General features: G+C 65.8%; 21 protein-coding genes and 1 tRNA gene. 13 read left to right on the top strand and 9 right to left on the bottom strand.

All coding sequences use genetic code 11. The features are described from left to right. Window positions 1–82: 82 nt before the first annotated feature. Window positions 83–592, bottom strand: a complete 510-nt coding sequence (locus MJ8_RS05430; protein WP_201413436.1) for a flavin reductase — start codon at window positions 590–592, stop codon at window positions 83–85. A 25-nt stretch (window positions 593–617) separates the two neighbouring features. Next, entirely contained in the window at window positions 618–2,162 is a 1,545-nt protein-coding gene (locus tag MJ8_RS05435; protein ID WP_201415313.1) for a 4-hydroxyphenylacetate 3-hydroxylase N-terminal domain-containing protein, read from the bottom strand. Between the two features lie 95 nt (window positions 2,163–2,257). Between MJ8_RS05435 and MJ8_RS05440 the strand changes: the two genes are divergently transcribed. Next, window positions 2,258–3,130 carry a helix-turn-helix domain-containing protein gene (locus MJ8_RS05440; RefSeq protein WP_201413437.1) on the top strand — a complete coding sequence of 291 codons (873 nt, stop codon included), beginning with the start codon at window positions 2,258–2,260 and terminating at the stop codon, window positions 3,128–3,130. Between the two features lie 75 nt (window positions 3,131–3,205). Here MJ8_RS05440 and MJ8_RS05445 read toward each other — a convergent pair whose 3' ends face one another. Genes MJ8_RS05445 through MJ8_RS05460 form a run of 4 tightly spaced genes read right to left on the bottom strand, consistent with a single transcriptional unit; the run spans window position 3,206 to window position 7,300 of the window. Continuing rightward, complete coding sequence (locus MJ8_RS05445; RefSeq protein WP_201413438.1) at window positions 3,206–4,561, bottom strand: aminotransferase class III-fold pyridoxal phosphate-dependent enzyme; 1,356 nt, start codon at window positions 4,559–4,561, stop codon at window positions 3,206–3,208. Between the two features lie 23 nt (window positions 4,562–4,584). After that, the gene (locus MJ8_RS05450) at window positions 4,585–5,250 is read right to left on the bottom strand and encodes an HAD family hydrolase (RefSeq protein WP_201413439.1); all 666 of its coding nucleotides are present in this window, start codon (window positions 5,248–5,250) and stop codon (window positions 4,585–4,587) included. Beyond that, entirely contained in the window at window positions 5,247–6,506 is a 1,260-nt protein-coding gene (locus MJ8_RS05455) for a Tm-1-like ATP-binding domain-containing protein (protein ID WP_201413440.1), read from the bottom strand. Before MJ8_RS05455 ends, MJ8_RS05450 begins: the two co-directional genes overlap by 4 nt. 29 nt (window positions 6,507–6,535) lie before the next feature. Continuing rightward, window positions 6,536–7,300: an IclR family transcriptional regulator gene (locus MJ8_RS05460; protein WP_201413441.1), complete on the bottom strand. Its 765-nt coding sequence runs from the start codon at window positions 7,298–7,300 to the stop codon at window positions 6,536–6,538. Window positions 7,301–7,466: 166 nt separating this feature from the next. Here MJ8_RS05460 and MJ8_RS05465 point away from each other — a divergent pair, with 166 nt between their 5' ends. The 3 genes from MJ8_RS05465 to MJ8_RS05475 all read left to right on the top strand — a co-directional run bounded on the left by MJ8_RS05465 (window position 7,467) and on the right by MJ8_RS05475 (window position 11,094). Further along, on the top strand, window positions 7,467–8,924 hold the full coding sequence (locus MJ8_RS05465; protein ID WP_201413442.1) for an APC family permease: 1,458 nt from the start codon (window positions 7,467–7,469) through the stop codon (window positions 8,922–8,924). 68 nt (window positions 8,925–8,992) lie between these two features. Further along, window positions 8,993–10,483: an aldehyde dehydrogenase gene (locus MJ8_RS05470; protein ID WP_201413443.1), complete on the top strand. Its 1,491-nt coding sequence runs from the start codon at window positions 8,993–8,995 to the stop codon at window positions 10,481–10,483. A gap of 224 nt (window positions 10,484–10,707) precedes the next feature. Beyond that, complete coding sequence (locus MJ8_RS05475; RefSeq protein WP_201413444.1) at window positions 10,708–11,094, top strand: VOC family protein; 387 nt, start codon at window positions 10,708–10,710, stop codon at window positions 11,092–11,094. 102 nt (window positions 11,095–11,196) lie between these two features. On the opposite strand, the gene MJ8_RS05480 is transcribed toward MJ8_RS05475, so the two are convergent. Next, window positions 11,197–11,943, bottom strand: coding sequence for an IclR family transcriptional regulator (locus MJ8_RS05480; RefSeq protein ID WP_201413445.1), 747 nt, complete (start codon window positions 11,941–11,943; stop codon window positions 11,197–11,199). A gap of 159 nt (window positions 11,944–12,102) precedes the next feature. On the opposite strand from MJ8_RS05480, the gene MJ8_RS05485 reads away from it, so the two are divergent. The 9 genes from MJ8_RS05485 (at window position 12,103) to MJ8_RS05525 (ending at window position 22,516) form a co-directional block, all read left to right on the top strand. After that, window positions 12,103–13,497: a transaminase gene (locus MJ8_RS05485; protein WP_225248137.1), complete on the top strand. Its 1,395-nt coding sequence runs from the start codon at window positions 12,103–12,105 to the stop codon at window positions 13,495–13,497. 3 nt (window positions 13,498–13,500) lie between these two features. Next, on the top strand, window positions 13,501–14,298 hold the full coding sequence (locus MJ8_RS05490; RefSeq protein ID WP_201413446.1) for an SDR family oxidoreductase: 798 nt from the start codon (window positions 13,501–13,503) through the stop codon (window positions 14,296–14,298). Next, the gene (locus MJ8_RS05495) at window positions 14,295–15,068 is read left to right on the top strand and encodes an SDR family NAD(P)-dependent oxidoreductase (RefSeq protein WP_201413447.1); all 774 of its coding nucleotides are present in this window, start codon (window positions 14,295–14,297) and stop codon (window positions 15,066–15,068) included. Before MJ8_RS05490 ends, MJ8_RS05495 begins: the two co-directional genes overlap by 4 nt. Before the next feature lie 61 nt (window positions 15,069–15,129). After that, entirely contained in the window at window positions 15,130–16,794 is a 1,665-nt protein-coding gene (locus tag MJ8_RS05500) for an amidohydrolase (protein WP_201413448.1), read from the top strand. Then, window positions 16,781–17,869 carry a CobW family GTP-binding protein gene (locus MJ8_RS05505; protein ID WP_201413449.1) on the top strand — a complete coding sequence of 363 codons (1,089 nt, stop codon included), beginning with the start codon at window positions 16,781–16,783 and terminating at the stop codon, window positions 17,867–17,869. Before MJ8_RS05500 ends, MJ8_RS05505 begins: the two co-directional genes overlap by 14 nt. A gap of 36 nt (window positions 17,870–17,905) precedes the next feature. Continuing rightward, window positions 17,906–19,090, top strand: a complete 1,185-nt coding sequence (locus MJ8_RS05510; protein WP_225248138.1) for an ABC transporter substrate-binding protein — start codon at window positions 17,906–17,908, stop codon at window positions 19,088–19,090. A gap of 141 nt (window positions 19,091–19,231) precedes the next feature. Beyond that, window positions 19,232–20,101 (top strand): branched-chain amino acid ABC transporter permease, encoded by an 870-nt coding sequence (locus MJ8_RS05515; protein ID WP_201413451.1) that lies wholly within the window; start codon window positions 19,232–19,234, stop codon window positions 20,099–20,101. Beyond that, window positions 20,088–21,806 (top strand): ABC transporter permease subunit, encoded by a 1,719-nt coding sequence (locus MJ8_RS05520; RefSeq protein ID WP_201413452.1) that lies wholly within the window; start codon window positions 20,088–20,090, stop codon window positions 21,804–21,806. The genes MJ8_RS05515 and MJ8_RS05520 overlap by 14 nt, the downstream gene beginning before the upstream one ends. Then, window positions 21,803–22,516 carry an ABC transporter ATP-binding protein gene (locus tag MJ8_RS05525; RefSeq protein WP_201413453.1) on the top strand — a complete coding sequence of 238 codons (714 nt, stop codon included), beginning with the start codon at window positions 21,803–21,805 and terminating at the stop codon, window positions 22,514–22,516. Before MJ8_RS05520 ends, MJ8_RS05525 begins: the two co-directional genes overlap by 4 nt. Before the next feature lie 254 nt (window positions 22,517–22,770). Here MJ8_RS05525 and MJ8_RS05530 read toward each other — a convergent pair. Both MJ8_RS05530 and yacG read right to left on the bottom strand, forming a co-directional pair. Further along, window positions 22,771–22,846: transfer RNA gene (locus tag MJ8_RS05530), tRNA-Phe, on the bottom strand. Between the two features lie 278 nt (window positions 22,847–23,124). Next, window positions 23,125–23,346 (bottom strand): DNA gyrase inhibitor YacG, encoded by a 222-nt coding sequence (yacG, locus tag MJ8_RS05535; protein WP_201413454.1) that lies wholly within the window; start codon window positions 23,344–23,346, stop codon window positions 23,125–23,127. Window position 23,347: the final 1 nt, after the last annotated feature.

A 23,347-nucleotide genomic window follows, 5' to 3' on the forward strand; every position in this document is an offset into this window, starting at 1 on the left:
TTGACCGGCCCGTCGCAGGCTCCGGGCGTTCGTCACTCGAAAAGCCAAGCAATTGGCTTTTCGTCCGCTTCGCGACCGTTCCTCACCCGCCAAAGCTCCCCAGCGCGCTCGGCTGCATGTAGTTGCGTCCCACATAGAGCAGCGCCGCCTCGTCGCTGCCGTGGCGGATGTCGACGACGCGGCCGAACATCACATTGTGCGTGCCGACCTTGTTCACCGCGCCGATCTCGCAGTCGAAGCTGACGATGGCGTCGAGCAGCGCCGGCATGCCGGACGGCATGGTCTGCCAGCGCGCGGCCCGATAGCGCTCGGCCATGTCGCGGATCGCGCCGGCGAATTTTGCCGCCAGATGCATGTGCGACTGGGTCAGCACGTTGACGCAGAAGCGTTGGTTGGCGAGGAACATGCCAGTCTGCGCCGAGCGTTCGTTCATGCAGACCAGCAGCGTCGGCGGATCGTCGGAGACGCTGCACATGGCGGTCGCGGTGAAGCCGCCGCGCCCGGCCGGACCGTCTGTGGTGACGATGTTGACCGGCGCGCAGACCCTGGCCATCGCCTCGCGGAATTCCAGCCTCGCGACTTGTGTTGTCATGGCCGTCTCCATCGCCGGCCTCCCGTCAATTGGGCTGGGCGGCGAGCGGCGGCAGCCAGGTGTCGCCGGTCCAGCCCTTTTCGTCGTAATCGGCCATGCACTGGTCGACGAGTTCTTCCATTTGCTTCAACCGGCCCCCACGCTCGGCGCCTTTCAGCACCTGCAGCCGCACCTCTTCCGGCGCGCCGGCATAGTTGAGCTCGTAGAGCGCGTGACGGCCGCCGAACTCGGTGCCGGTCGCATCCCATAACAGCTTCATGATCTTGATGCGCTCGACATGGCCCATGTCGTTCGAGCCGCGCACATATTGCGCGAGATAGCGGTCGATCTCCGGATTGTCGAAGTCGCGTGCAGAGGAGGGGAGATAGATCAAGCCGGACGCGACCACCCGGCGCACCGTGTCGATGACGCGCGGATAGGCTTCCGACATGAAGGTGCGGTAGGCGAGCGCGGCCTCGAGATTGGGCAGCACCGCGCCATTGGCCCACGGGATCGGATTGTGCGCCATCGCGTTGGAAAAGCTCCAGAACATGTGGCGCAGTGCGATCACTTCGCCCAGTGCCGCCTGGTTGCCTCGGAAGGCATCGCCGCCGGTGGCGCGCAGCGCCTTGGCGAGCAGTCCGGCGAGGAAGTCGAGTTTCACCGCAAAGCGCGTGCAGCCCTGGAAGCAATAGCCATGCATGAAGCCCGACGCCGGATGGAAGGACAGGATTTTTTGCGCGTCGCGCAGCACCAGCACGCCCTCCCAGGGGATGAAGACGTTGTCGAGCACCAGGATCGCGTCGTTCTCGTCGAAGCGCGAGGACAGCGGATAGTCGAAGGGATGGCCGACGCTGTTCGCCGTCTGCTCATAGGAGACGCGGCAGAACATCTTTATGCCCGGCGCGTTCATCGGCACGATGAACATCACCGACAGCGACGGGTCCTCCGTCACCGTCGCCGAACTCTGTGCCAGGAAATTGTAGTGGGTGAGCGCCGACGACGTCGCGACCACCTTGGCGCCCGACACCCAGATGCCGGCGTCGTTCTCCTTGGTGATGTGGACGAACACGTCCTTCACCTGCTCGGCGGGCTTGTGGCGGTCAATCGGCGGATTGACGATCGCGTGGTTCATGAAAAGGACCGCTTCCTGGGCGCGTTTGTGCCAGGCGCGCGCATTGTCCTTGAACGGCCCGTACCATTCGGCGTTGGCGCCGAGCGTGTTCATCAGCGCCGCCTTGTAATCGGCGGTGCGGCCCATCCAGCCATAGGTCATGCGCGCCCAATGCGCGATCGCGCCCTGCTGCGCAGCGAGGTCGGCGGGCGAGTGCGCGACACGGAAGTATTTGTGGGTGTAGCCGCCCGAACCGGTGTCGGTAGGCGAGGTGAGCACCGGCTGTTGATTGGGATCGTGCAGCGCTTCGTAAAGGCGCGCCAGTGACCGCACCGAATTGCGCATCGCCGGATGGCTGGTGACATCCGCCACCCGTTCGCCATTGATGTAGACCTCGCGGCCGTCGCGAAGGCTGGCCAGATATTCGGCGCCAGTGAACGGCCGCGATTTGTCGGCCCGGAAATCTTCCGATCGCATCATGTTCCTCCCTTGGATCCTTAGAGAGTAGCCGTAGGCCGCTTGATGGTTTATGGACGAAAGCGCAAAACCGCTTGGACTTTTTCGAGCACCTCATGAGCCAGACCGCCATCCCGGAATTTTTCGTCTACGGCGAGCCGGCCCGGGTGCTCGACGTCGGTTTCCTGCATGTCGAGACCGTGCAGGCCCGCGCTTCCGTGCATCGCGGCCAGGTCCTGGCGCACAAACACCCGCAAATGGCGCAGATCACTTTCTGGACGAGCGGGCAGGGCGTCTACCGGATCGAGGACAAAACCTGGAGTTTTTTGGCACCGACGGTGAGTTTCATGCCGAGCGGCGTGGTGCACGGCTTCGACATCGAGCCGGGCACCGACGCCATCGTGGTTTCGGTCGCTGATGCGGCGCTGGCAGCCGTCGCCGAGCACTCGGCCCTAGCGCTTGACCAGCCCGTCTTCGTGACGGGGCGAGGTGACGCGGCGCCGTGGAAGCGGCTTAGCGACACTATCAAGATGATCCAGGCCGAATATCTCGAGGCTCAAGCCGGCGCGGAAAAGATCCTGCCGCCGCTGATCGCGGTGTCGCTGTCGCAGATCGCCCGTCTTGATGCGCAATCGCATGCGGTCCCCGTGCCGGCGAGCGTGGCGCTTGGCGGCCGGCTCAGACGGTTGATCGACCGGCATTTCCGCGACGATTGGCCGGTCGAGCGCTATGTCGAGAAACTCGGCACCACGCGCCATCTGCTCGACAAGGCGGCGCATCAGGTGCTGGGCTCAGGCGTGCGCCAGGCGATCGGCGAAAGGCGCCTGGTCGAAGCCAAGCGCTTGCTGCTCTTCACCATACGCACCGTCGAGGACATCGCCTACGAAACGGGCTTCAATGATCCGGCCTATTTTTCGCGCTTCTTTCGGCAGGCGGTTGGACTGGCGCCGGCGGCGTGGCGCAAAAAGCGGTTAGGCAGTAGGCAGTAGGCAGTAGGCAGTAGGCAGTAGGCAGTAGGCAGTAGGTGCTGTTTTCCCTACTACCTATTGCCTAATCCCTATTCCCTACGCCGCGGCGGCGGCCAATCCCGCATCCAACCCTTCCGCAATCTTAGCCACATCTGCCCCCGTGATGATCAGCGGCGGCGACAGGATGATGTTGTTGCCGGAGACACGCAACATGACGCCGGCCTCGTAGGCGCCGTCCGCGACGGTAGCCATCGTCCTCTTGTCGACCGGCTTCTTGCCGGCGCGGTCCGAGACCAGCTCGAGCGCGGCCATCAGGCCCTGGTAACGGACATCGCCGACCAGCTGGTGCTTGGCCTTCAGCGTCTCCAACGCCTTGCCGAGCTCGATGCCGCGCGCGGCCGCATTCTCGTTGACGGCCAGCCGCTTGGTTTCGGCGAGCGCCGCAAGCCCGGCCGCGCAGCCGACCGGATGGCCCGAATAGGTATAGCCATGGCCGATCGCGCCGAAGCTCGTCTTGTCGGCCTCGAAGACCTCGGCGACCTTGGCGCTGATCAATGTCGCGCCGAGCGGGAAATAGCCCGATGTGATCGCCTTGGCGATGGTCATGAAATCCGGCTTCGTGCCGGAGAGCCGCGAGCCTGACCAGGCGCCGGTGCGTCCGAAGCCGGTCACCACCTCGTCGGCGATCAGCAGGATGTCGTGGCGGTCGCAGATCGCCCGCACCATCGGCATGAAACTCTCATGCGGGACGATGACGCCGCCGGCGCCGAGCACCGGTTCCATGATGAAGGCCGCGATGGTGTCGGCGCCCTGGAAGGCGATCTCCTCCTCGATCGCCCTGGCGCAGAGTTTCGCCAGCCTCGCCGGATCGGTCTCGTCGAACGGGTTGCGATAGGTCATCGGCGCCGGCGTGTGGAAGACGCCGGGCAGCAGCGGCTCGTAGTTGCGGCGGAAATTGGCATTGCCGTTGACCGAGGCACCACCGAAATGCGTGCCGTGATAACCCTTCTTCAACGCCAGGAATTTCGTGCGGTCGGCCTGGCCGCGAATCTTCCAGTATTGCCGGGCGAGCCGCAGCGCCGTCTCTACCGAATCCGAGCCGCCGGAGGTGAAGAAAGCGCGCACCATGCCCTCCGGCGCGAACCATTCCGTCAGCTCGTAGGCGAGCTCGATCGACGGTCCGGTCGAGGTGCCGCGAAAACCGGAATAATAGGGCAGCGCATCGAGCTGCGCCGTCATCGCTTTCTTGATCGGATCGCAGCTGTAGCCGAGATTGACGTTCCACAACCCGCCGACGGCATCTAGCACCGTGCGGCCCTCGGCATCGGTCACCGAGACGCCCTCGCCCTTCATGATGATCTTCGGCGGGCTCGCCCGCATTTCGGCCGGATGCGCCATCGGATGCCAGATCGGCTTGGCGTTGTTTTCGGTGAGGAAGTTGATGTCACGCATCGGGAGAAACTCCGGTTTTGCAATCAGGAGAGCGTCAGGCCGAAATGGCCGAGCGCCTCGGCATAGCTTTGCGCCGGTCGGGCGACGTCGAAATGAACGGTTTGCATGCCGGCGGCGGCCGCGCCATCGACATTGCGCTTCTGGTCGTCGACGAAGACGCAGGCCGAAAGCGGCAGCTCCAGCGCCTCGCCGACCATCGCATAGGCGCGGACGTCGGGCTTGAGGATTTTCGTATAGGTCGCGTCGACGATCGTCTCGAACAGCGAAAGCAGCGGCAGGCGTTCGCGGAAGGACGAGCCGTAGAAAAGGTCGAGCTCGTTGGACAGGATGGCGAGCCGGACACCGCCTTCATGAGCGATGCGGATCGCTTGCTCGGCCTCCGGTCGCACCACCGCCTGCGGATCGGCGCCACGCGCCCGCTGCACGAAGGTCGACATGTCCTGCCAGTCTTCGCCGACCAACCGGCCGACTTCGCGCGTGCGCGTCTTCCAATAATCGCGCTCGCTGATCTCGCCGGCCTGCATCGAGCGCCACAGCGCATCGGAGGCAGAGTCGAACGGCCCGCGCCAGCCGAGCGTGCCGGGCTTGAGGCCAAGCGCCTGCTCGGTCAGCGCATGCGTCTCAAACAGCGTCCGGGTGACGACGCCGCCGAAGTCGAGCACCAACGCCTGCGGTTTCACTTCGCTCATGCCGCCCGCCTGCCGGTCACGCCGGGCGGCACGATGCCTTCGGCCACCCAGCGGTCGAAGATCTCCAGCGCCTTTGCGCTGAAGGCGGCGTCGTTGATGTGGCCAGCCACCTCATGCAGCTCGGCATTCTTCGGCACGCTCGTTCGCATCTCTTCGACAAACGCCGCGAGCGCCTCCGGCTCGTAGAGCGGCTCGCCTGCCTGGTCCCATTGCTGGATGCCGCCGGCGGGGAGGATGAAGGCTGTCGGGCCGGTCGCCGCGGCGAGTTTGTCGCCGATGGCGCGCGCGATCTCCCGGCGTGTCGCGGCGTCGGAAGTCACCGAGGCAAGTAGCCGGTTATGCGCATGATAGGGCCGCTCGGTGAAGCGCGACGGCACCGCTTGCCAGGTCGGGAAATCCACCATGTCTATGGCGCCGGGCGCGACGATCTGCGGGATGCCTTGCCGCCCGGCATTCTCCAGTCGGTCGCTGCCTGAATTCACCACCGAGCCGGTGAGCTGGTTGGCGAGCTCCTGCAGGCTGAAGTCGAGCACCGCGACGAAGCCTTTCTGCGCGGCGATCGCCTCCAGCGCGCGGCCGCCCATGCCGGTCGTGTGGAAGACGATCACCTCATAGCCGCGCTTTTCCAGCTCCGGCTTCAGCGTCACCATATATTGCAAGCAGCTTTTGCCCAACGAGCTCATGCCGACCTTCGGTTGCGGGGCGTCGGGTTTGACGACAGCCCGCGCGGCACCGACCACGGCGCCGCTGGCCTGCGACAGCACCGCCTTGCAGGCGCTGTTCAAGCCGTAGAGACCGCCGGCCCACAGGATCATCATCAGGTCGGTGGCGATGCGCTCCGGCGGCACGAGATGCGAATAGGCGATCGTCGAGACAACGAATTTCGGCACGCCGAGCGGCAGCGCCAGCGCCACGTCGAGCGCAAGGTCGGTGCCCATCGAGCCGCCCAGCGCGATGAAGCCGTCGATCTTGCCTTTGTCGTGCAACGAACGCGCGAGCCGCGAGGCCCCGAGCGCCATCAAGGTCATCGCGGTGTTCTCGTCACCGCTGGCGATGATCGCCTCGATCGTCGTATCGGCGGCCTTGGCCACGGCATGCCGGTCGTGCTCCGGCCGGTAAGGCGGATCGCCAAGCACGCTGACGTCCATCATCACGGCGATACCGCCGACGGCCTCAATGCGCTCGCGCATGAACAACAGCTCGTCGGCCTTGGTGTCGCCGGTGCCGATAACCAGGATTCGGCGTTTCTCCTCCACGTCAATCTCCCTGCAGTCGCTGTTGGTTGTCAGGCACGCTTCTGGCCAGGCAGACGGCCGAACAGCCGCTCGCCGATCTCGCGCGCCGCCGCGGCGACGCTCGCGCCGTGGCGCTCGATGTCGCCTTTCTGGATGCGGACCCTGGGCGCGGCGATGGCGATGGCGCCGATGGCGAAACCATCGGCGCCGAGGATTGGGGCGGCGACGCTGAGCACGCCTTCCTCATAGCCTTGCGAGCCGGTCGAATGGCCGCGGGCGCGGGCTGCGGCGATGTGCTCGACGAGCGTCTCCACCTTGCCGATCGTATGGGGGGTGAATGCCGGCAGCGGCCCGGCGAGAACGGCTTCGCGGATGCGCTCTTCGGTAAAAGCCAGGAAAGCGATGCCAGAGGCCGTCGCATGCATCGGCAGCACATCGCCGAGCTGCACGCTGACCCGGTTGGCCTTGGCCGATTCGATGACTTGAACGGTGATCAGACCGCGCTTCGAATATTCCGAGAGATGCACGGTTTCGCCGGTCTCTGCCGCCAGCGCCTCGACCACCGGTGCCGCCATGCGCAGGAACGGAAACTGCGCCTCGCGCATCAGCGCCAGCCGCGCGATGCCGGCGCCGAGCCGGTAAAGGCGCGTTGTCTCGTCCTGTTCCACCAGGCCGTGCGCATTCAGGGACACCAGCAGGCGGCGAGTCGTCGCCTTGTCGAAACCGGCACGCCTGGCGAGGTCGGCAAGCGCCACCTCGGGCGCGCCGCTGCCCAGCAAATCCAGCAGCGAAATGGCTTTGGCCACCGTGCTCATCTCGTGTCCGATCCTCCATCAGATACTTAACGTGCGAATTAACTTGACAGCAAGTCGATTCCTTTGCAAGTCTAATATCGAAATGTCGTTGCAAATAATGAAACGCACATCGGCCCTCTCAGAAGGCCCTCGGCATCTCAGGGACACTTGGTTTCCGCAGCGCGGAATGGAGGGAAAAATGACCACACTTGAAGCCGGTGAACTGAACCGGCTGAGGAAGAACAGCCTTGGCGTCGGCGCCATCACCTTCATGGTGATCTCGGCCGCCGCGCCACTGACGGCCGTCGCCGGCGGAACGCCGCTCGGCATGCTGATGGGCAACGGCGCCGGCTTTGCCGGCACCTATCTGATCGTGACGCTGCTGCTGCTTCTGTTCGCGGTCGGCTATGTCGCCATGTCGCGCCACATCGGCAATGCAGGCGCCTTCTACGCCTATGCGGCGCGCGGCCTCGGCGGCCTTGCCGGCGGCGCCGTCGCGCTCATAGCGATCCTCTCCTACAACGCCATGCAAATCGGCGTCATGGGCCTGCTGGGGGCGGCCACCGCCGGCCTGTTCGCCGGCTGGGGCATCAATCTGCCGTGGTGGGTGTGGAGTTTCGTCGCCATCGCCATCGTCGCCGTGCTCGGCTACCGCCAGGTCGACCTTTCAGCCAAGATCCTGACGGTGCTGGTGCTGGCCGAATACATCGTCGTGCTGATCCTCGATCTCACCATCCTCAAGACCGGCGGCGACAGCGGCCTGTCGTCCGCGCCCTTCAGCTGGAGCCAGATCACCAGCGGCGCGCCGGCCATCGCCATCCTGTTCTGCTTCGCCGCCTTCATCGGTTTCGAGGCGACTACGATCTATGCCGAGGAGGCGCGCGACCCGCAGGTCACCATTCCGCGCGCCACCTATTTCTCCGTCATCCTGATCGGCCTGTTCTACATGATCACCGCCTGGCTGATGGCGGTCGGCGCGGGCGTCGACAAGCTGGTGCCGTCGCTGCAGGCTTTGCAGGACCCGACCACCTTCCTGTTCGGTCTCTCCGACCGTTACGCCGGAACGCTGCTCACCCACGCCATGAGCATCCTCTTCGTCTCCAGCCTGTTCGCCGGCGTGCTGGCCTTTCACAACGCGGTCGCCCGCTACATCTACGTCGCCGGCCGCGAAAAGCTTTTGCCGCAGTCGATCGGCGTGACGCATTCGGCGCATCAAAGCCCGCATGTCGCCTCGGTGCTTCAGACCGTGCTCGCGGCCACCGTGGTCGGGCTATTCGCCGTGCTCGGCCTCGATCCCGTGCTGGCACTGTTCTCGTGGCTCACCAACGTCGCCACGCTCGGCGTCATCGTCATGATGGCGATGGCCTCGCTTGCCGTGGTGATGTATTTCCGCGCCAATCCGTCCGCCCAGGAGAACGGGCTGAAGACCACGATCCTGCCGGCGCTGACCTTCATCGCCTTCGTCATCATCATCTACCTGATCGTCATCAATTTCGGCAGCCTGTCGGGCGCGGGCGGCTTCCTCGGCGTGTTCCTGCCGGCGCTGGTGCTGATCGCGGCGGTGGTCGGCCTGCTGCTGGCAGGCGCCTTGAGGGGCCGGGATCCGGCTGCCTTCGAACGGCTCGGCCAGCCGCTGAACGACTAATGGACAGGTGACTGACGGATAGGGCGGCGTTCGCGCCGCCCCACCAGAGAATTTGGAGCAAACTGATCATGATCGACCAGGATACCATCGACACGCTGCGCAAGGCGGAGGTCGGCGCGCGGCGTCTGTTCATCGATGGAGCCCCGGTGGATGCGCAGAGCGGCGCCAGCCTTGAGGTGATCTCGCCGATCGACGGCCGTCCCTTTGCCAGCATCGCCGATGGCGGCGCCGCCGATGTCGATCGCGCGGTGGCCTCGGCGCGCAAGGCGTTCGCCAAAGGCTCCTGGTCGCGCGCAGCGCCGGCCTTGCGCAAGAAGGTCCTGACGAAATTCGCCGAGCTGGTCGAAAAGCACGCGCTCGAGCTTGCCGTGCTCGGCGTGCGCGACAACGGCACCGAGATCGGCATGGCCTACAAGGCCGAACCGCTGTCGGCCGCCGGCACCATCCGCTACTACGCCGAGGCGATAGACAAGGTCTATGGCGAGATCGCGCCGACGGCCGACAATGTGTTGGGCCTCATCCACAAGGAACCGCTCGGCGTCGTCGGCGTCATCGTGCCTTGGAACTTTCCGCTGATGATCGGCGCCTGGAAGATCGCGCCGGCGCTCGCTGCCGGCAATTCCATCGTCGTCAAGCCGCCGGAGATCGCCTCGCTGACCTTGCTGCGGCTGGCCGAACTCGCCGCCGATGCCGGGTTGCCCGAGGGCGTCTTCAACGTCGTCACCGGTCGCGGCTCGGTCGCCGGCGAGGCGCTCGGCCTGCATATGGATGTCGACGCCATCGCCTTTACCGGCTCCGGTCCGGTCGGTCGCCGCCTGCTCGAATATTCGGCGCGCTCGAACCTCAAGCGTGTCTTCCTCGAGCTTGGCGGCAAGTCGCCCAACATCGTCTTCGCCGATGCGCCTGATTTGAAGCAGGCGGCGGTCGTCTCGGCCAACGGCATCTTCCGCAATTCCGGGCAGGTCTGCGTCGCCGGCTCCCGGCTGCTGATCCAGGCTTCGGTCTACGACCGCTTCATGGACGAGCTTCTGAAAGCGACCACGAAGCTGAAGGTCGGCGATCCGCTCGATCTCGGCTCCGATGTCGGCGCGGTGTCGAGCGCCGAACAACTGACCAAGAATCTCGGTTTCGTCGCCAAGGCTTCGGAGGAGGGCGCGCGTCTTGTCACCGGCGGCGAACGCATTCTGACCGAGACCGGCGGCAACTACATGGCGCCGACGATCTTCGAGAACGTGACCGAGACAATGCAGCTCGCCCGCGAGGAAGTGTTCGGACCGGTGCTCGGGGTCATGCGCTTCGACACCGAGGAAGAGGCGGTGCGGCTCGCCAATGCCACCGTCTATGGCCTTGCGTCGGCGGTGTGGACCTCGAACCTGTCGACCGCGCATCGCATGGTGCGCGCCATCAATGCCGGCGTCGTCCACGTCAACACCTATGGCGGCGCCGACATCACGGTGCCGCTGGGCGGCTTCAAGCAATCCGGCTTCGGTCGTGACAAGTCGCTTCACGCCATCGAGAAGTACACCGACCTCAAGACGGCCTGGATCAGTCTCGGCTAGAGCGGTTCGCCGTGGAAATGGCGACCACTCTATCTCTCTGTTTTTTTAAGTAATTTTCGGGAGGAAACCGCTCACACTTTCCTGGAGTTGCTCTAGCAAGCGGCCGGGGCGCGGTACGTTTCTCCGACCGCTCGATGCCCGTGCCGATAGCTGGTTGCGTCGAAGGCGTGGCCGATGCGAGTCTACCGCGTCGCCCTTATCGAAGCTCGCGTGAGGCCCATTTGATGCTCCTGGCCGTCCATCATGTTGCAATCATCTGCAGTGACTATGAGGCGTCGAAGCAGTTCTACATCGACAAGCTCGGTTTCGCCGTTCTCGCCGAAAACTGGCGCCCGGAAAGGCAGTCCTGGAAATGCGATTTGCGTCATGGCCCCATCCGGATCGAGTTGTTCAGTTTCCCGAATCCGCCAGGCCGGCCCAGCAGGCCCGAGGCCTGCGGGTTAAGACATCTTGCGTTCGCAGTCGCCTCGGTCGAGGCAACTGCCGAGCTGCTCCGGCGGCGGGACGTTGAGGTGGAGCCCATCCGAACAGATCCCTACACAGGCAGATTGTTCACCTTCATCGCCGATCCCGACGGACTTCCGATCGAACTTTACGAGGACGGTGTCTGACGGCGAGGAATTCGGCCCCAACGAGAACGTCTGGCGAGGGGGCGGCGTCACCGGAATCGCTGCGGCAGCGCCTGACCATTTCCGGCGCAATGGCAGAGAGGGTCATGCCTCGCCGATCAGCCGTGCCGAGATCAGCCGCGCGGCTGCGATCGCCGCCTTGCCCTGGCTGGCGGCAACCGCATCCGTGACGCGCGAGACAGGCGAGGCCACCGCCAGCGTGCCGATCGGCTGGCCGTCGGCGCCGAGGATGGCGGCCGCGATGCTGTGCACGCCTTCCTCATAGCCCTGGGCGCTGCGCGAATAGCCGCGCGAAGCGGCAAGCGCGATGACTTTCAACAGCTCGTCCGGCTGCGTCACCGTGAACGAGGTGAAGGCCTGCAGCGGCTTTTCCAGATAGGCGCCGACCGCTTCCAGGCGCGAAGCGGCGAGGAACGCGATCCCCGACGCGGTGCCATGCAGCGGTAGCACCTGGCCGATATCGACATTGACGCGATTGGCCTTGGCCGAAAGCTCGACATGGACGGTGAGCAACGCGCCGGCGCTGAACTCGGACAGATGTACGGTCTCGCCGGTTTCTTGCGACAGCTCGCGGACGACCGGCGCAGCCAGCCGCACGAAGGGGAAGTGCGCGTCGCGGATGCGGGCGAGCCGGGACAGGCCGGCGCCCAGCCGATAGCGGCGGCTGCGCGGTTCCTGCTCGATCAGCCGGTGTGCGGCAAGCGCCATCAGAAGCCGCCTGACCGTGGCCTTGTCGAGACCAGCGCGCCGGGCGAGGTCGGAGAGCCCGATCTCCGGTTCGTGCAACGTGAACAACTCCAGCAGCGACACCGCCTTGCCCACCGTGCTCATCGCGCGTTCCCCCGAGATACTTCGCATGTGAATTAACTTGACAGGAGCCATTCCTGCCGTCAGTGTGTCTATAACATACAAAACACTGGTTCAAATAGTGAACCGTCTTGGGAACAATTAGCGCTCCGGATTTCGGCGCGCCAGGGAGAGCTCAGCGCCGTGACGGCCGCCAGCAAGACCGCTTCGCAACCAGCAATGATCGAGGACCTGCTCAACCGCGAGCAGGCGCGGTTCCTCACCGCGCATCCGCGCTCGGCGGCGGCATGGGAGGAAGGCAAAAAGCACTTCCTTTATGGCGGGCCGTCGCACTGGATGCGGCGCTGGGCCGGCGGCTTCCCGGTCTACGCCGCTTCGGCAAGCGGCGCGCATATCACTGACATTGACGGCCACGACTATGTCGACTTCGCGCTTGGCGACACCGGCGGAATGTGCGGCCATGCGCCGGAGGCGGTGACCCGCGCCGCGCTCCGCCAGTTGCAGAGCGGCACGACGATGATGCTGCCCACCGAGGACAGCCTGTGGGTCGGGGCCGAGCTCACGCGCCGCTTCGGCCTGCCCTATTGGACGCTTACCACCTCGGCCACCGACGCCAATCGCGGCGCCATCCGCATCGCGCGCATGATCACCGGCCGCCCAAAAGTACTGGTCTTTTCCGGCTGCTATCACGGCGGCGTCGAGGAGGCGCATGTCGAGATCCGCGACGGCAAGATCGGCATGCGCAACATGATCCACCCGAACGGCGTCGACCATTCCGCCGTCTCCCGGGTGGTTGAGTTCAACGATGTCGCGGCGCTCGAGGAAGCGCTATCGCATGGCGACGTCGCCTGCGTGCTGACCGAGCCGCTGATGACAAATTTCGGCATGATCCCGGTCGCCGACGACTTTCATGCCGCCCTGCGCGAGATCACCCGCCGCACCGGCACGGTTCTCATCATCGATGAGACGCATACCATCTCCAGCGGTCCGGGCGGCTACACCGCGCTGCACGGGCTGGAGCCGGACATGCTCGTCGCCGGCAAGGCGATCGCGGGCGGCATTCCGGCCGGCATCTTCGGCGTCTCGCGGGAAATCGCCGAGCGGCTTTGGAAGATCGTGCCGATGGTCAATCCGCGCGTGCGCCAGTCGGCGCATCTCGGCATCGGCGGCACGTTGGCGGGCAACGCGCTCACAATCGCCACCATGCGCGCGGTGCTGGAAGAGGTGCTGACGCCTGCCAATTTCGAGCGGATGATCGCCAACGCAACGCGTCTTGCCGAAACCGCGTGGGGCATCATCCGAACCAACCGGTTGCCCTGGCATGTGACGCAGGTCGGCGCCCGAGCCGAGATCATGTTCATGCCGAAGCCGCCGCGCAACGGCGCCGATGTCATTGCCGGCCGGCGCGGCGATCTGGAGACGCTGCTGCATGCCTTCTACATGAACGAAGGCATATTGGTGACGCCCTTCCACACCATGTTCCTCATGTGCCCGGCGACATCGCCTGTCGATGTCGATCGCCATACGGAAGTCTTCGGCCTTTTCGTCGATCTCGTTCGCGGCGCGGGCGTCGTCTGAGCCATGGCGAACCCGTTCGACCTCACGGGCAGGGTGGCGCTGGTGACCGGCGGCGGGCGCGGCATCGGTGCCGCCATCGTCACCCGCTTTGCCGAGGCCGGCGCATCGGTCGTTATCGCCAATCGAACGCTCGATGTCGCCGAGGCTCTTGCCGCCGGGCTCTCCGCGCGCGGTCTCTCCGCACGCGCCGTCGCGCTTGCCGGCCTGGATCGCGCGGCGCTGCACGCCCTGGTCGGCGATGTTGCGCGCAAATCCGGCCGGCTCGACGTCGTCGTCCACAATGCGGGCGGCTGTCCTTGGGCCTCGGTCGAGGAACTCGACGACGACAAGCTGGAAGAGGCGCTTGCGGTGAACCTCAAAGCCTGCGTCTGGCTGACGCAGGCTGCCGTCCCGGCGATGCGCGCCAATGGCTTTGGCCGCATCCTCGTCACCTCATCGGTCTCGGCGCGGGTCGCCATGGCCGGCGGCGCGCACTATTCGGCGGCCAAGGCTGGCGCCAACGCCTTCATACGCGGTGCCGCCTTCGAGTTCGCCCGCGACGGTATCACCGTTAATGGCGTCGAGCCCGGCTTCATCGCCAAGCCCGGGCGCGGCACGATGAGCAAGCCGGAGGTGGCGGACAGGCTCGGGCAGTTCATTCCCATAGGCAGGCTCGGCGAGGCCGACGACATCGCGTATGCCATGCTCTATCTCGCTTCGGAACAGGCGAAATACACCACTGGCCAGACCATCGTCGTCGATGGCGGCTCCACCCTGCCGGAGACCGGCTATGCCGTCGAACGGCATTGGGGGCTCGCATGAGCCGCCGCCTCGAAGGCCGCACGGCTCTGGTCACGGGTGCCGCCACCGGCATGGGCCGCGCCACCGCCGAATTATTCGGCCGCCACGGCGCCAAGGTTATCGCCTTCGGGCATGGCGAGGACGTGCTGGATGAAGCGGCAAGGGCCAGCGGCGGCACCGCCGTGCGTGGCGACATCACCGATGCCCGCGACATCGCCCGCGCCATCGAAGCCTGCGGCGGCCGCCTCGACATCGTCGTCAACGCTGCCGGCGTCATGATCCTCGACGAGCCGGAGACGCTGAGCGACGAGACCTGGGCCAAGAGTTTTGCCGTCAACGTCACCGGCTCGATGATGGTCTGCCGCGCGGCGCTGCCGCTTCTCAAGCGACGCGGCGGCGCAATCGTCAACATCGCCTCGGTCGGCGCCTTCAACGCCAGCGGCCAGAACGCCGCCTATTCGGCGAGCAAGGCGGCACTCGTCTCCTACACCCGCTCGCTCGCCTTCGCGCATGGCGTCGACGGCATCCGAGCCAATGCGGTGGCGCCCGGCTGGGTGCGCACGCCAATGAGCGTCTATGAGATGAAGGTGGCGGCAAGGGCCAACGGCTCGACGCCCGAAGAAGAATTCACGGCGCTGACCAATCGCATCGCGCTGCGCCGCGTCGCCGAACCGCAAGAGATCGCCTCCTGCTGCCTGTTCCTGGCGTCCGACGAAGCGTCCTTCGTCACCGGCGCGGTGCTGGTGGCGGATGGTGGCGGCCGCGCGCCGACGCAGAACAGGGCGGTGTGACTTGAAGTTGGTCCGTTCGGCCGGCGTGAGGGCGCCGGTCGAGGGAGATGAGGAGAAGAGAATGCCCGACAGAAGTGCCGACCTGGTTTTCACCAATGGCCGCATCTACACGCTCGACCGCAAGCGGGCCTGGGCATCGGCCGTCGCCGTCAAGGGCGGGCGCATTGTCGCGGTCGGCGAAGGCGCCGATGTCGCCGCGTTGACAGGCGCTGCTACCCGCGTCGTCGACCTCAAGGGCGCGATGATGATGCCGGGCATCGTCGACGTGCATGCGCATCTGATGATGGGCGGCCAGGCCGAGCTTTTCGAGCTGCGTTTTCCGCCGACCGCGAGCTTCGAGACGCTGATCGCGCGCGTCGGCGAGGCGGCGGCCAAGGCGCCGGAAGGCTCCTGGATCATCGGCGGCCAATGGGGCAGCGACCTGTTGCCGAAGCTCGACCGGCTGGAGGCACTGGCGGCGCTCGATAGGGTGAGCCAGGGCCGGCCGGTGATGCTGCGCGACGACACCTATCACAACCGCTGGGTCAACTCGCAGGCGCTTGGCTTGGCCGGCCTGTCGGCTTCTTCGTCGGATCCGGAGAAGGGCTCCATCGGCCGCGACCCGGCGACCGGCGCGCTGACCGGCATGATGATCGAATCCGCCGCCGGCATCGTCGAGCGCACCATCGCGCATTCCGGCCACTATACCGAGGAGATGGACCGCGCGGCGATGGCGCGCTCGATCGCGACGCTCAACTCGTACGGCGTCACCGCCTTCCTCGACGCCGCCGCCATGCAGCCGATCCTCGCGGCGCTGAAAGGCCTCGACGACCGTGGTGAGCTCACCGCATGGTCGGTGTCGGCGATGCCCGCCGTCGAGCCCTCCTTCATGTTCGGCATTGCCGGCGACGAGTTGATCGCGCTCCGTGAGCAGTATCGAGGCGTCCATGCCAAGCCGGACTTCGTGAAGATCTTCCTCGACGGCGTGCCGGGCGCCCGCACTGCCGCCTTCCACGACCCCTACACCAAGGATCCGGTGCTCGGCTGCTGCTTCCGCGGCTCGACCATCGTCACCGTGCCGGAGCTGATCCGCTGGGTCGGCAAATGCGAGAAGCTCGGCCTCGGCGTGAAGATCCATTGCGCCGGCGATGCCGCGGTCAGCCAGGCGCTCGACGCCATCGACGTCGTGCGCTCCTTCAACGGCCCGACCAAGCTCAAGCACCACATCGCGCATGCGAGCTATATCGCGCCGGACGACATCGCACGCTTCGCCGAGCTCGGCGTCGTCGCCGACCTTTCGCCGTTCCTGTGGTATCCGACGAGCTTCCTCGAAGGCCACAAGCAGACGATGGGCGAGGCGCGCGCGCTGCGCTTCTGGCCGAACAAGGACCTGCTCGCCGCCGGCGCGTTGCTGGCCGGCGGCTCCGACTGGCCGGTGATGCCGAACCCCGATCCGTGGGACGGCATCGAAGGGCTGGTGACGCGCCGGAACCCGAGCGGCGAGTTTCCGGGCTCTGCGCTCTGGCCGGAGCAGGCGATCGACGTTGCCACGGCGCTCGAAATCTTCACCATCAACTCGGCCCGCGCCATCGGCTTGGCCGACACGGTCGGTTCGATCGAGATCGGCAAATCGGCCGACCTCATCGTGCTCGACCGTAACGTGCTGGAAACGCCGGCCGAGGACCTCGCTGACACAAAAGTTCTGACGACATATTTCGAGGGGAGAGTGGTCTATGAGCGCGCTTGATCGCGCAAGCGATGCGCGAATCCCGGTGACGGTGCTCACCGGCTTCCTGGGCAGCGGCAAGACGACGGTGCTCAACCGCCTGCTGCGCAAGCCATCGCTGGCAGGCGCCGCCGTCATCGTCAACGAGTTCGGCGCCGTCGGGCTCGACCATCTGCTGATCGAGGCCAGCGAAGAACAGTTCACGCTCCTCGACAATGGCTGTGTCTGCTGCACGGTGCGCGGCGATCTGGTCGCCACGCTGAAGGAGCTCGACCGCAAGAGCCAGGCCGGCGAAACGCCGCCGCTTTCTCAGGTGATCGTCGAAACGACCGGCCTCGCCGATCCGGCGCCGATCCTGCACACGCTGATGGCCGAATCCGAGCTCACGGCTCGCTTTCGCATCGGCGGTGTCGTCACCACGGTCGATGCGGTGAATGGCGCGGCCACACTTCGCCGTCACCCGGAAGCCGCCAAGCAGGTCGCCGTCGCCGACCGGCTGCTGATCACCAAGACCGATCTCGTCTCGAGCGAGGCACTCGGCGGTTTGCGGCATCGGCTTGAGCATCTGGCGCCAGCCGTCGAGCAAACCGTTGCCCGCAATGGCGAAGTCGAACTCGAGCTGCTGGCGAGCCTGCCCGCTGATGCTGCGGCGGACGTGGCTACCATCGCCATACGGGTCGAAGCGGCTGGTCACCACGACCATGAATGCGGATCTGATTGCCGCCATGGTCACGATCATCATCACGACACGCACCACGGCATCCAGTCCTTCAGCTTCATTATCGACAAGCCGGTGGAGTGGGACGCTTTCGCCCGCTGGCTGGACTATGTCGCGGCGCTGAAGGGCGAGGATCTGCTGCGCTTCAAGGGCATCGTGCACACAACCGACGATCCCGAGCGACCGCGTGTGCTGCATGGCGTGCAGCACGTCTTCCACCCGCCGGCGCGGCTCGATCGCTGGCCGTCGGCAGACCGACGCACCCGGCTGGTGTTCATCGTCCGCGGCATCGAGCGCGAGACCATCGCCCGCACGCTGGTGAAGTTCGCGGCGATCGATGCCGCCAGCATCGCGCCGCCGGCACTGGCCGCCGCCTGAAAAGAAGAAACGAATGACAAAAATGGGAGAATGAACATGCATTGGAAATCGAGACTGCTCGCAGCGGCATTTGCCGGCCTGGGCCTTGCCGCCATGACCGGCCATGCTTCCGCCGCCGGCCCGACCTGCAAGGACGGCGCCATCAAGGTCGGCGCCGTGTCGACCGTCACCGGCCCGGCAGATTTCTCCGAAGTGCCGAAGGCGACGCAGGCCGCCTTCGATGCCGTCAACGCCGCGGGCGGCATCAATGGCTGCAAGATCGACTACACGATCGCCGACGACAAGGCCGACCCGGCGGTTGCCGCGCAAGCCGCGCGCGACCTGATCGACAACAAGGAAGCGGTCGCCCTGGTCGGCTCCGCCTCTCTGCTCGACTGCGCCGTCAACTCCGCCACCTACAGCCGCAAGAAGATCCTATCGGTGCAGGGTCTCGGCGTCGACGCCGCCTGCTTCTCCTCGCCCAATGTCGCGCCCGTCAATGTCGGCCCGTACACGCTGTCGACGGCCATGGCCTACTACGCCACCAGTGAGCTGAAGACGAAGAAGCTCTGCGCCTTCTTCATCATCATCGGCGGCACGCAGGAGGCCTACAAGAAGGCGATCGAAAACTGGGAGAAGATCAGCGGCCAGAAGATCCACCTGATCGACCTGACGCTGCCCTTCCAGGGCGATCTGACGCCTTATGTCATCAAGGCACGTGACGCTGGCTGCGATGCGGTTCTGACCAACCAGGTCGAGCCGCAGGTGGTGCAGCTGATCAAGACGGTCGATGCGCAGAAGATCACCGGCATCAGCTGGCTGTTCCTGGCGCCAGGCTACACCGAGCAGGTCGCCAAGGCGCTGGCCGACACCAAGCAGCCGATCTATGTCGGCACCGAATGGGAGCCCTATACGGAGAAGAATTCAGCCGCCAACGCGCAGTGGATTGCCGACATGCAGAAGGCAAACCGGCCGCTCACCGCCTTCTCGCAGGGCGGCTACCTCGCGGCCGAGCTGTTCCTCAAGGTGGTCGCCTCGATCGACGGCGAGGTCACGCGCGAAAGTGTCGCCAAGGCATTGCACGACATGCAGCCGCTCACCAACCCGCTCGCCGGCTCGCCTTACGTCTTCGGCAAGGCCAAGACGCATTCGCCGATGCAGGCCACCAAGGTGATGAAGCTTGAGGCCGGTGCCTGGAAGGTCGAGACGCCGGACTGGGTCGTGCTGCCGCAGGCCAAGTGAGATCCTCCCGGGTGTCGGCGCTGTCCCTCGTGATCAGCCTCTTCTCCCGCTCGGGGGAGAAATGTCGGGCAGGACAATGAGGGGCGGCGCCGACCTCGACAGATATTCGGGCCGATGCCCCGCCTTCCAGATTGGAAAAAGATGAACGCATTGCTCACATCCGCCGTGGCGGGACTGACGGCCGGGGGCACGTATGCCCTGCTCGGCGTCTGCGCCGTCTTCACCTACCGGCTCGTCGCCGTGGTGAACTTTACCGGGGCGGCGATCGGCACCGCCGGCACCTTCGTGCTGATCTCGCTGTTCGAGGCCGGTTTCCCGATCTGGCCCTCGGTGCTGGCTGGGATAGCGGCCGGCACGGCGACCGGCGTCGCGATCGGCTATATCATGACCAGATGGTTCGGCGAGGCGAGCGCTTCGACCAAGGCGGCGGTGACGGTGGCGTTGCTCGTCGGCCTGATCGCTGTCGGGCTGCGCCTCACCGGCGGCCAGCATCCGCACAACATGCCGGAGTTGTTTCCGGGCTCGGCTTTCCGTCTCGCCGGCGTCGAGGTGACCATCGCCTCGGTGCTCACCATCGGGCTGGCGGTGCTGTTCACCATCCTCTCCGACCTCTTTCTCAACCGCACCAAGGTCGGCCTCAATCTGCGCGCGCTGGCCGACCGGCCGATGGCGGCGGAACTGCTCGGCGTGCGCGTGCAGCTTTTGTCGCTGCTGGTGTGGGGCATGACCGGCGCCTTCACCACGTTCGCATTGATGATCATCGCGCCGCAGCGCTCACCGAACTTCATGACGCTCAGCCTGCTTGTCGTGCCGGCATTGGCCGCGGCGCTCATCGGCGTCTTCCGCAGCTTCTGGTGGACGTTGGCCGGCGGCATCGCGCTCGGCATCGTCGAGGGACTGGCAAGCTCCATCGACAGCGTCAGCCAGTATCGCAGCGCCATCCCGTTCCTGGTGGTGCTTGCCGTTCTCCTCTGGTCGCAGAGGGAGGCCCGCTGGGATGAAGCGCGCTAGTCTTCGGGCCTCGTTGATCCTCATCGCCGTGGCGCTCGTTGCCGGCGGCGTCGCCTATGCCGGCCTGCTGCCGTCCTATTGGGTGTTCCTTGCCACCTCGGTGCTGATCACCGGCGTCGCGCTGCAGAGCCTCGGCCTCGTCGCCGGCCGCACCGGCATGATCGCGCTCTGCCAGATGTCCTTCGCCGGCGTCGGCGCCTGGACGGTCGGCTATCTCAACCTCGCCGAGGCGCCGGGCAGTCTGGCGACGTGGATCCTGATCGGCGGTCTCGCGGCCGTGCCGTTCGGCGTCGCCATCGGCCTGCCGGCGCTCAGGCTGCGCGGCATCAACCTCGCCATCGTCACGCTCTCCTTCGCCACCGCCTTCGACACCATCCTCGCCACCATGACGTATCCCGGCCAGACCGACTTCCTGCAGGTGCCGCGGCCGGAACCGTTCGACAGCGACGAAGGGTATTTCATCTTCGTGCTCCTGTTCTATGTGGCGATTGCCGTGGCGCTCGAAGTCATCAGCCGCTCGCGGCTCGGCGCATCCTGGCTGGCCGTGCGCCACTCGGAGCGCGCCGCAGCCGCTCACGGCGTCAGCATTGCCACCGCCAAGCTCTCGGCTTTTGCGCTGAGCGCCTTCGTCGCCGGCATTTCCGGCGGCCTGCTCGCCGGCTATCTCGGCACGCTGGTTGCCGAGAATTTCAGCATGATGCAGTCGCTCTCGCTCTACGCGGTGTCGGTGATGACCGGCGCGCATTTCGCCGAGGGCGCGATCATCGGCGGCCTGCTTGTCGTGATGTTCCCGGAAATCCTGCGTCGTCTCGACTGGCCGCAGGACATCGGCAACGTGCTGTTCGCCATCGGTGCCACGCAGGCGCTATCGACCGGCGAGACGATGAGCGAGACCTTCCGCCGCCAGTTCCGCAAGCTGTTGCCGGCCCGTGCGCCAAAAGCCGCCATCGCGTCCGCCTCGGAATTGCCGGGACCAATCGAACGACCCGTCGGACCTGCGCTTAGCATCGAGGGGCTCACGGTCCGCTATGGCAGCGTCGTCGCGCTGAACAATGTCAGCCTGAGCGTTGCCGCCGGCACGGTGGCCGGGCTGATCGGCCCGAACGGCGCCGGCAAGTCGACCTTCATCGACGCGGTCGCCGGCTTCCTGTCCTCCTATCAGGGCAGCGTGCGGCTGGGCGGCAGGCCGCTCGAGGGCGTGCCGGCGCATCTGCGCGCCCGCGGAGGCGTGCGCCGCAGCTGGCAGACCAACCGCATCGCGCCGGAGCTCACCGTCGGCGGCTATCTGGCCTTGGCAGCCAAGGGCCTGTCGGCGAATGAGACCAAAGCGGTGCTCGACTGGCTGGACTGTCCACATCCCGACACGCTCGTGGCTTCGGTCGATGCCGGCACCAGGCGTCTGCTCGATGTCGCGGGCGTCGTCGCGGCCCGCCCGGCCGTCGTGCTGCTCGACGAGCCCGCCGCCGGCCAGTCGCACGAGGAGACGCTGCGGCTCGGCCAGCGGATCGCCGAGATCCCAAAGCTGTTCGGCTCGGCGGTGCTCCTGGTCGAGCATGACATGGACCTGGTGCGCGCGGTCTGTTCGGAGGTCACCGTGCTCGACTTCGGCCAGGTCATCGCATCCGGTCCGCCGGCCAAGGTCCTCAGCGAGCGGGCGGTGAAGAAGGCCTATCTCGGCATCGAGGAAGAGAGCGTGGCGGCATGAGCAGGCTCGTCGTTTCCAACCTGTCGATCAACCGCGCCGAATTGCCGGTCGTCACCTCGGTCGATCTCATCGCGGAGAGCGGCGCGATCAGCGTCGTGCTCGGCGCCAATGGCGCCGGCAAGACGACCTTGCTCGAAGGCCTTTCGGGCATCATTCCGGTCGCCGGCGGCACCATCGCCATCGACGGCCGGGAATTGCAGAAAGCACGGCCCGGCGCCCGCTCGCGCGAAGGCCTCGCCCATGTCGAGCAGGGCCGCACCGTCTTCCGCCAGCTGACGACGGAAGAGAATTTGCGCGTCAGCCTGCATCCGGGCGCCGACATCGCCGAAGCCTATGCGCTGTTTCCCGAACTGGTGCAGCGTCGCGCGGTGAAGGCGAGCCTGCTGTCCGGCGGTGAGCAGCAGATGCTGGTCATCGCGCGGGCGCTTCTCACCCGGCCGAAAGTCTTGCTGATCGACGAGATGTCCGCCGGCCTCGCTCCGGTCATCGTGACGCGGCTGATGGCGGCGGTGCGCAAGCTCGCCGATGACGGCCTGGCCGTGGTGCTGGTCGAGCAGTTCGCGGCGCTCGCGCTCTCGATCGGCAACCGCGCCTATGTCATGCGCCGCGGCCGCCTCGTCTATGACGGCGACTGCGCGAGGCTGCGGCAATCGCCGGACGAACTGCATCGGCTTTATCTCGGCGGAGCCGAAGGTGCTGTACCTGCCTGACCGGTGCACTGTGGACGGGCGCTTTCGCACCGCGCTTGGCGGGCATCCGCGAGAGAAATGACAGGATAGCTGCCCAGAGACAGGAGCTTCTGCTTTCCGTCGAACCGACAGGCGAGGCGCCGAAGCCTGTTCCCGACGGCTGGACCTATGCTGCAGCCCGCCGCTTGTGCGCCGAAAATGCACGCAAATTCAGAGACTTGCAGAGACCGAAGCGTCGAGGCTTCGGCGGAGGGGAATGGCGGGAGAAAAGGGGATGGTGCCCAGAGGCGGATTCGAACCACCGACACGCGGATTTTCAGTCCGCTGCTCTACCAACTGAGCTATCTGGGCCTGCGCCGGCTAACGGGATCGCCTGCCGGGTTTCACGAAGGCACCAGGCGGCGCCCTTGAAAGCGCGTGGGTTATAGCACGGGTATCTTGGCTGTCCAGAGCAATTCCAGGAAAAGTGCATAGCGGTTTTCCGCCCGGGAATTTGCGTAAAAACATGCGCAATTCCCGGAAAAGTGCGCTGCTCCTTCCAGCTTCTGAATTGCTTGAAAACAGGCACTTAGCTTAGGCGCCGGCTTTGTCGGAAAAGAAAAATCCCTGGATCGGGCGACGGCGGCCGCTCAATCCTCGTCCTTGGGCGAGGGACTTGGCTTGGGTGCGTCGTCCTCTTCGTCTTCGCCGTCGCGGCCGGGGATGACATAGGCGCCCTTCAGCCAGCGATTGAGGTCGATGTCCTTGCAGCGCGCGGAGCAGAACGGATAATGCTCGCGTGAGGAGGGTTTGCCGCATTCGGGGCAGGGCCGCTTCGGCCTCAGCGGCGTTATCTTATCGCCCGAGCTCATG

Origin of the sequence: Mesorhizobium sp. J8, from assembly GCF_016591715.1 — a bacterium.
Taxonomy (GTDB): domain Bacteria; phylum Pseudomonadota; class Alphaproteobacteria; order Rhizobiales; family Rhizobiaceae; genus Mesorhizobium.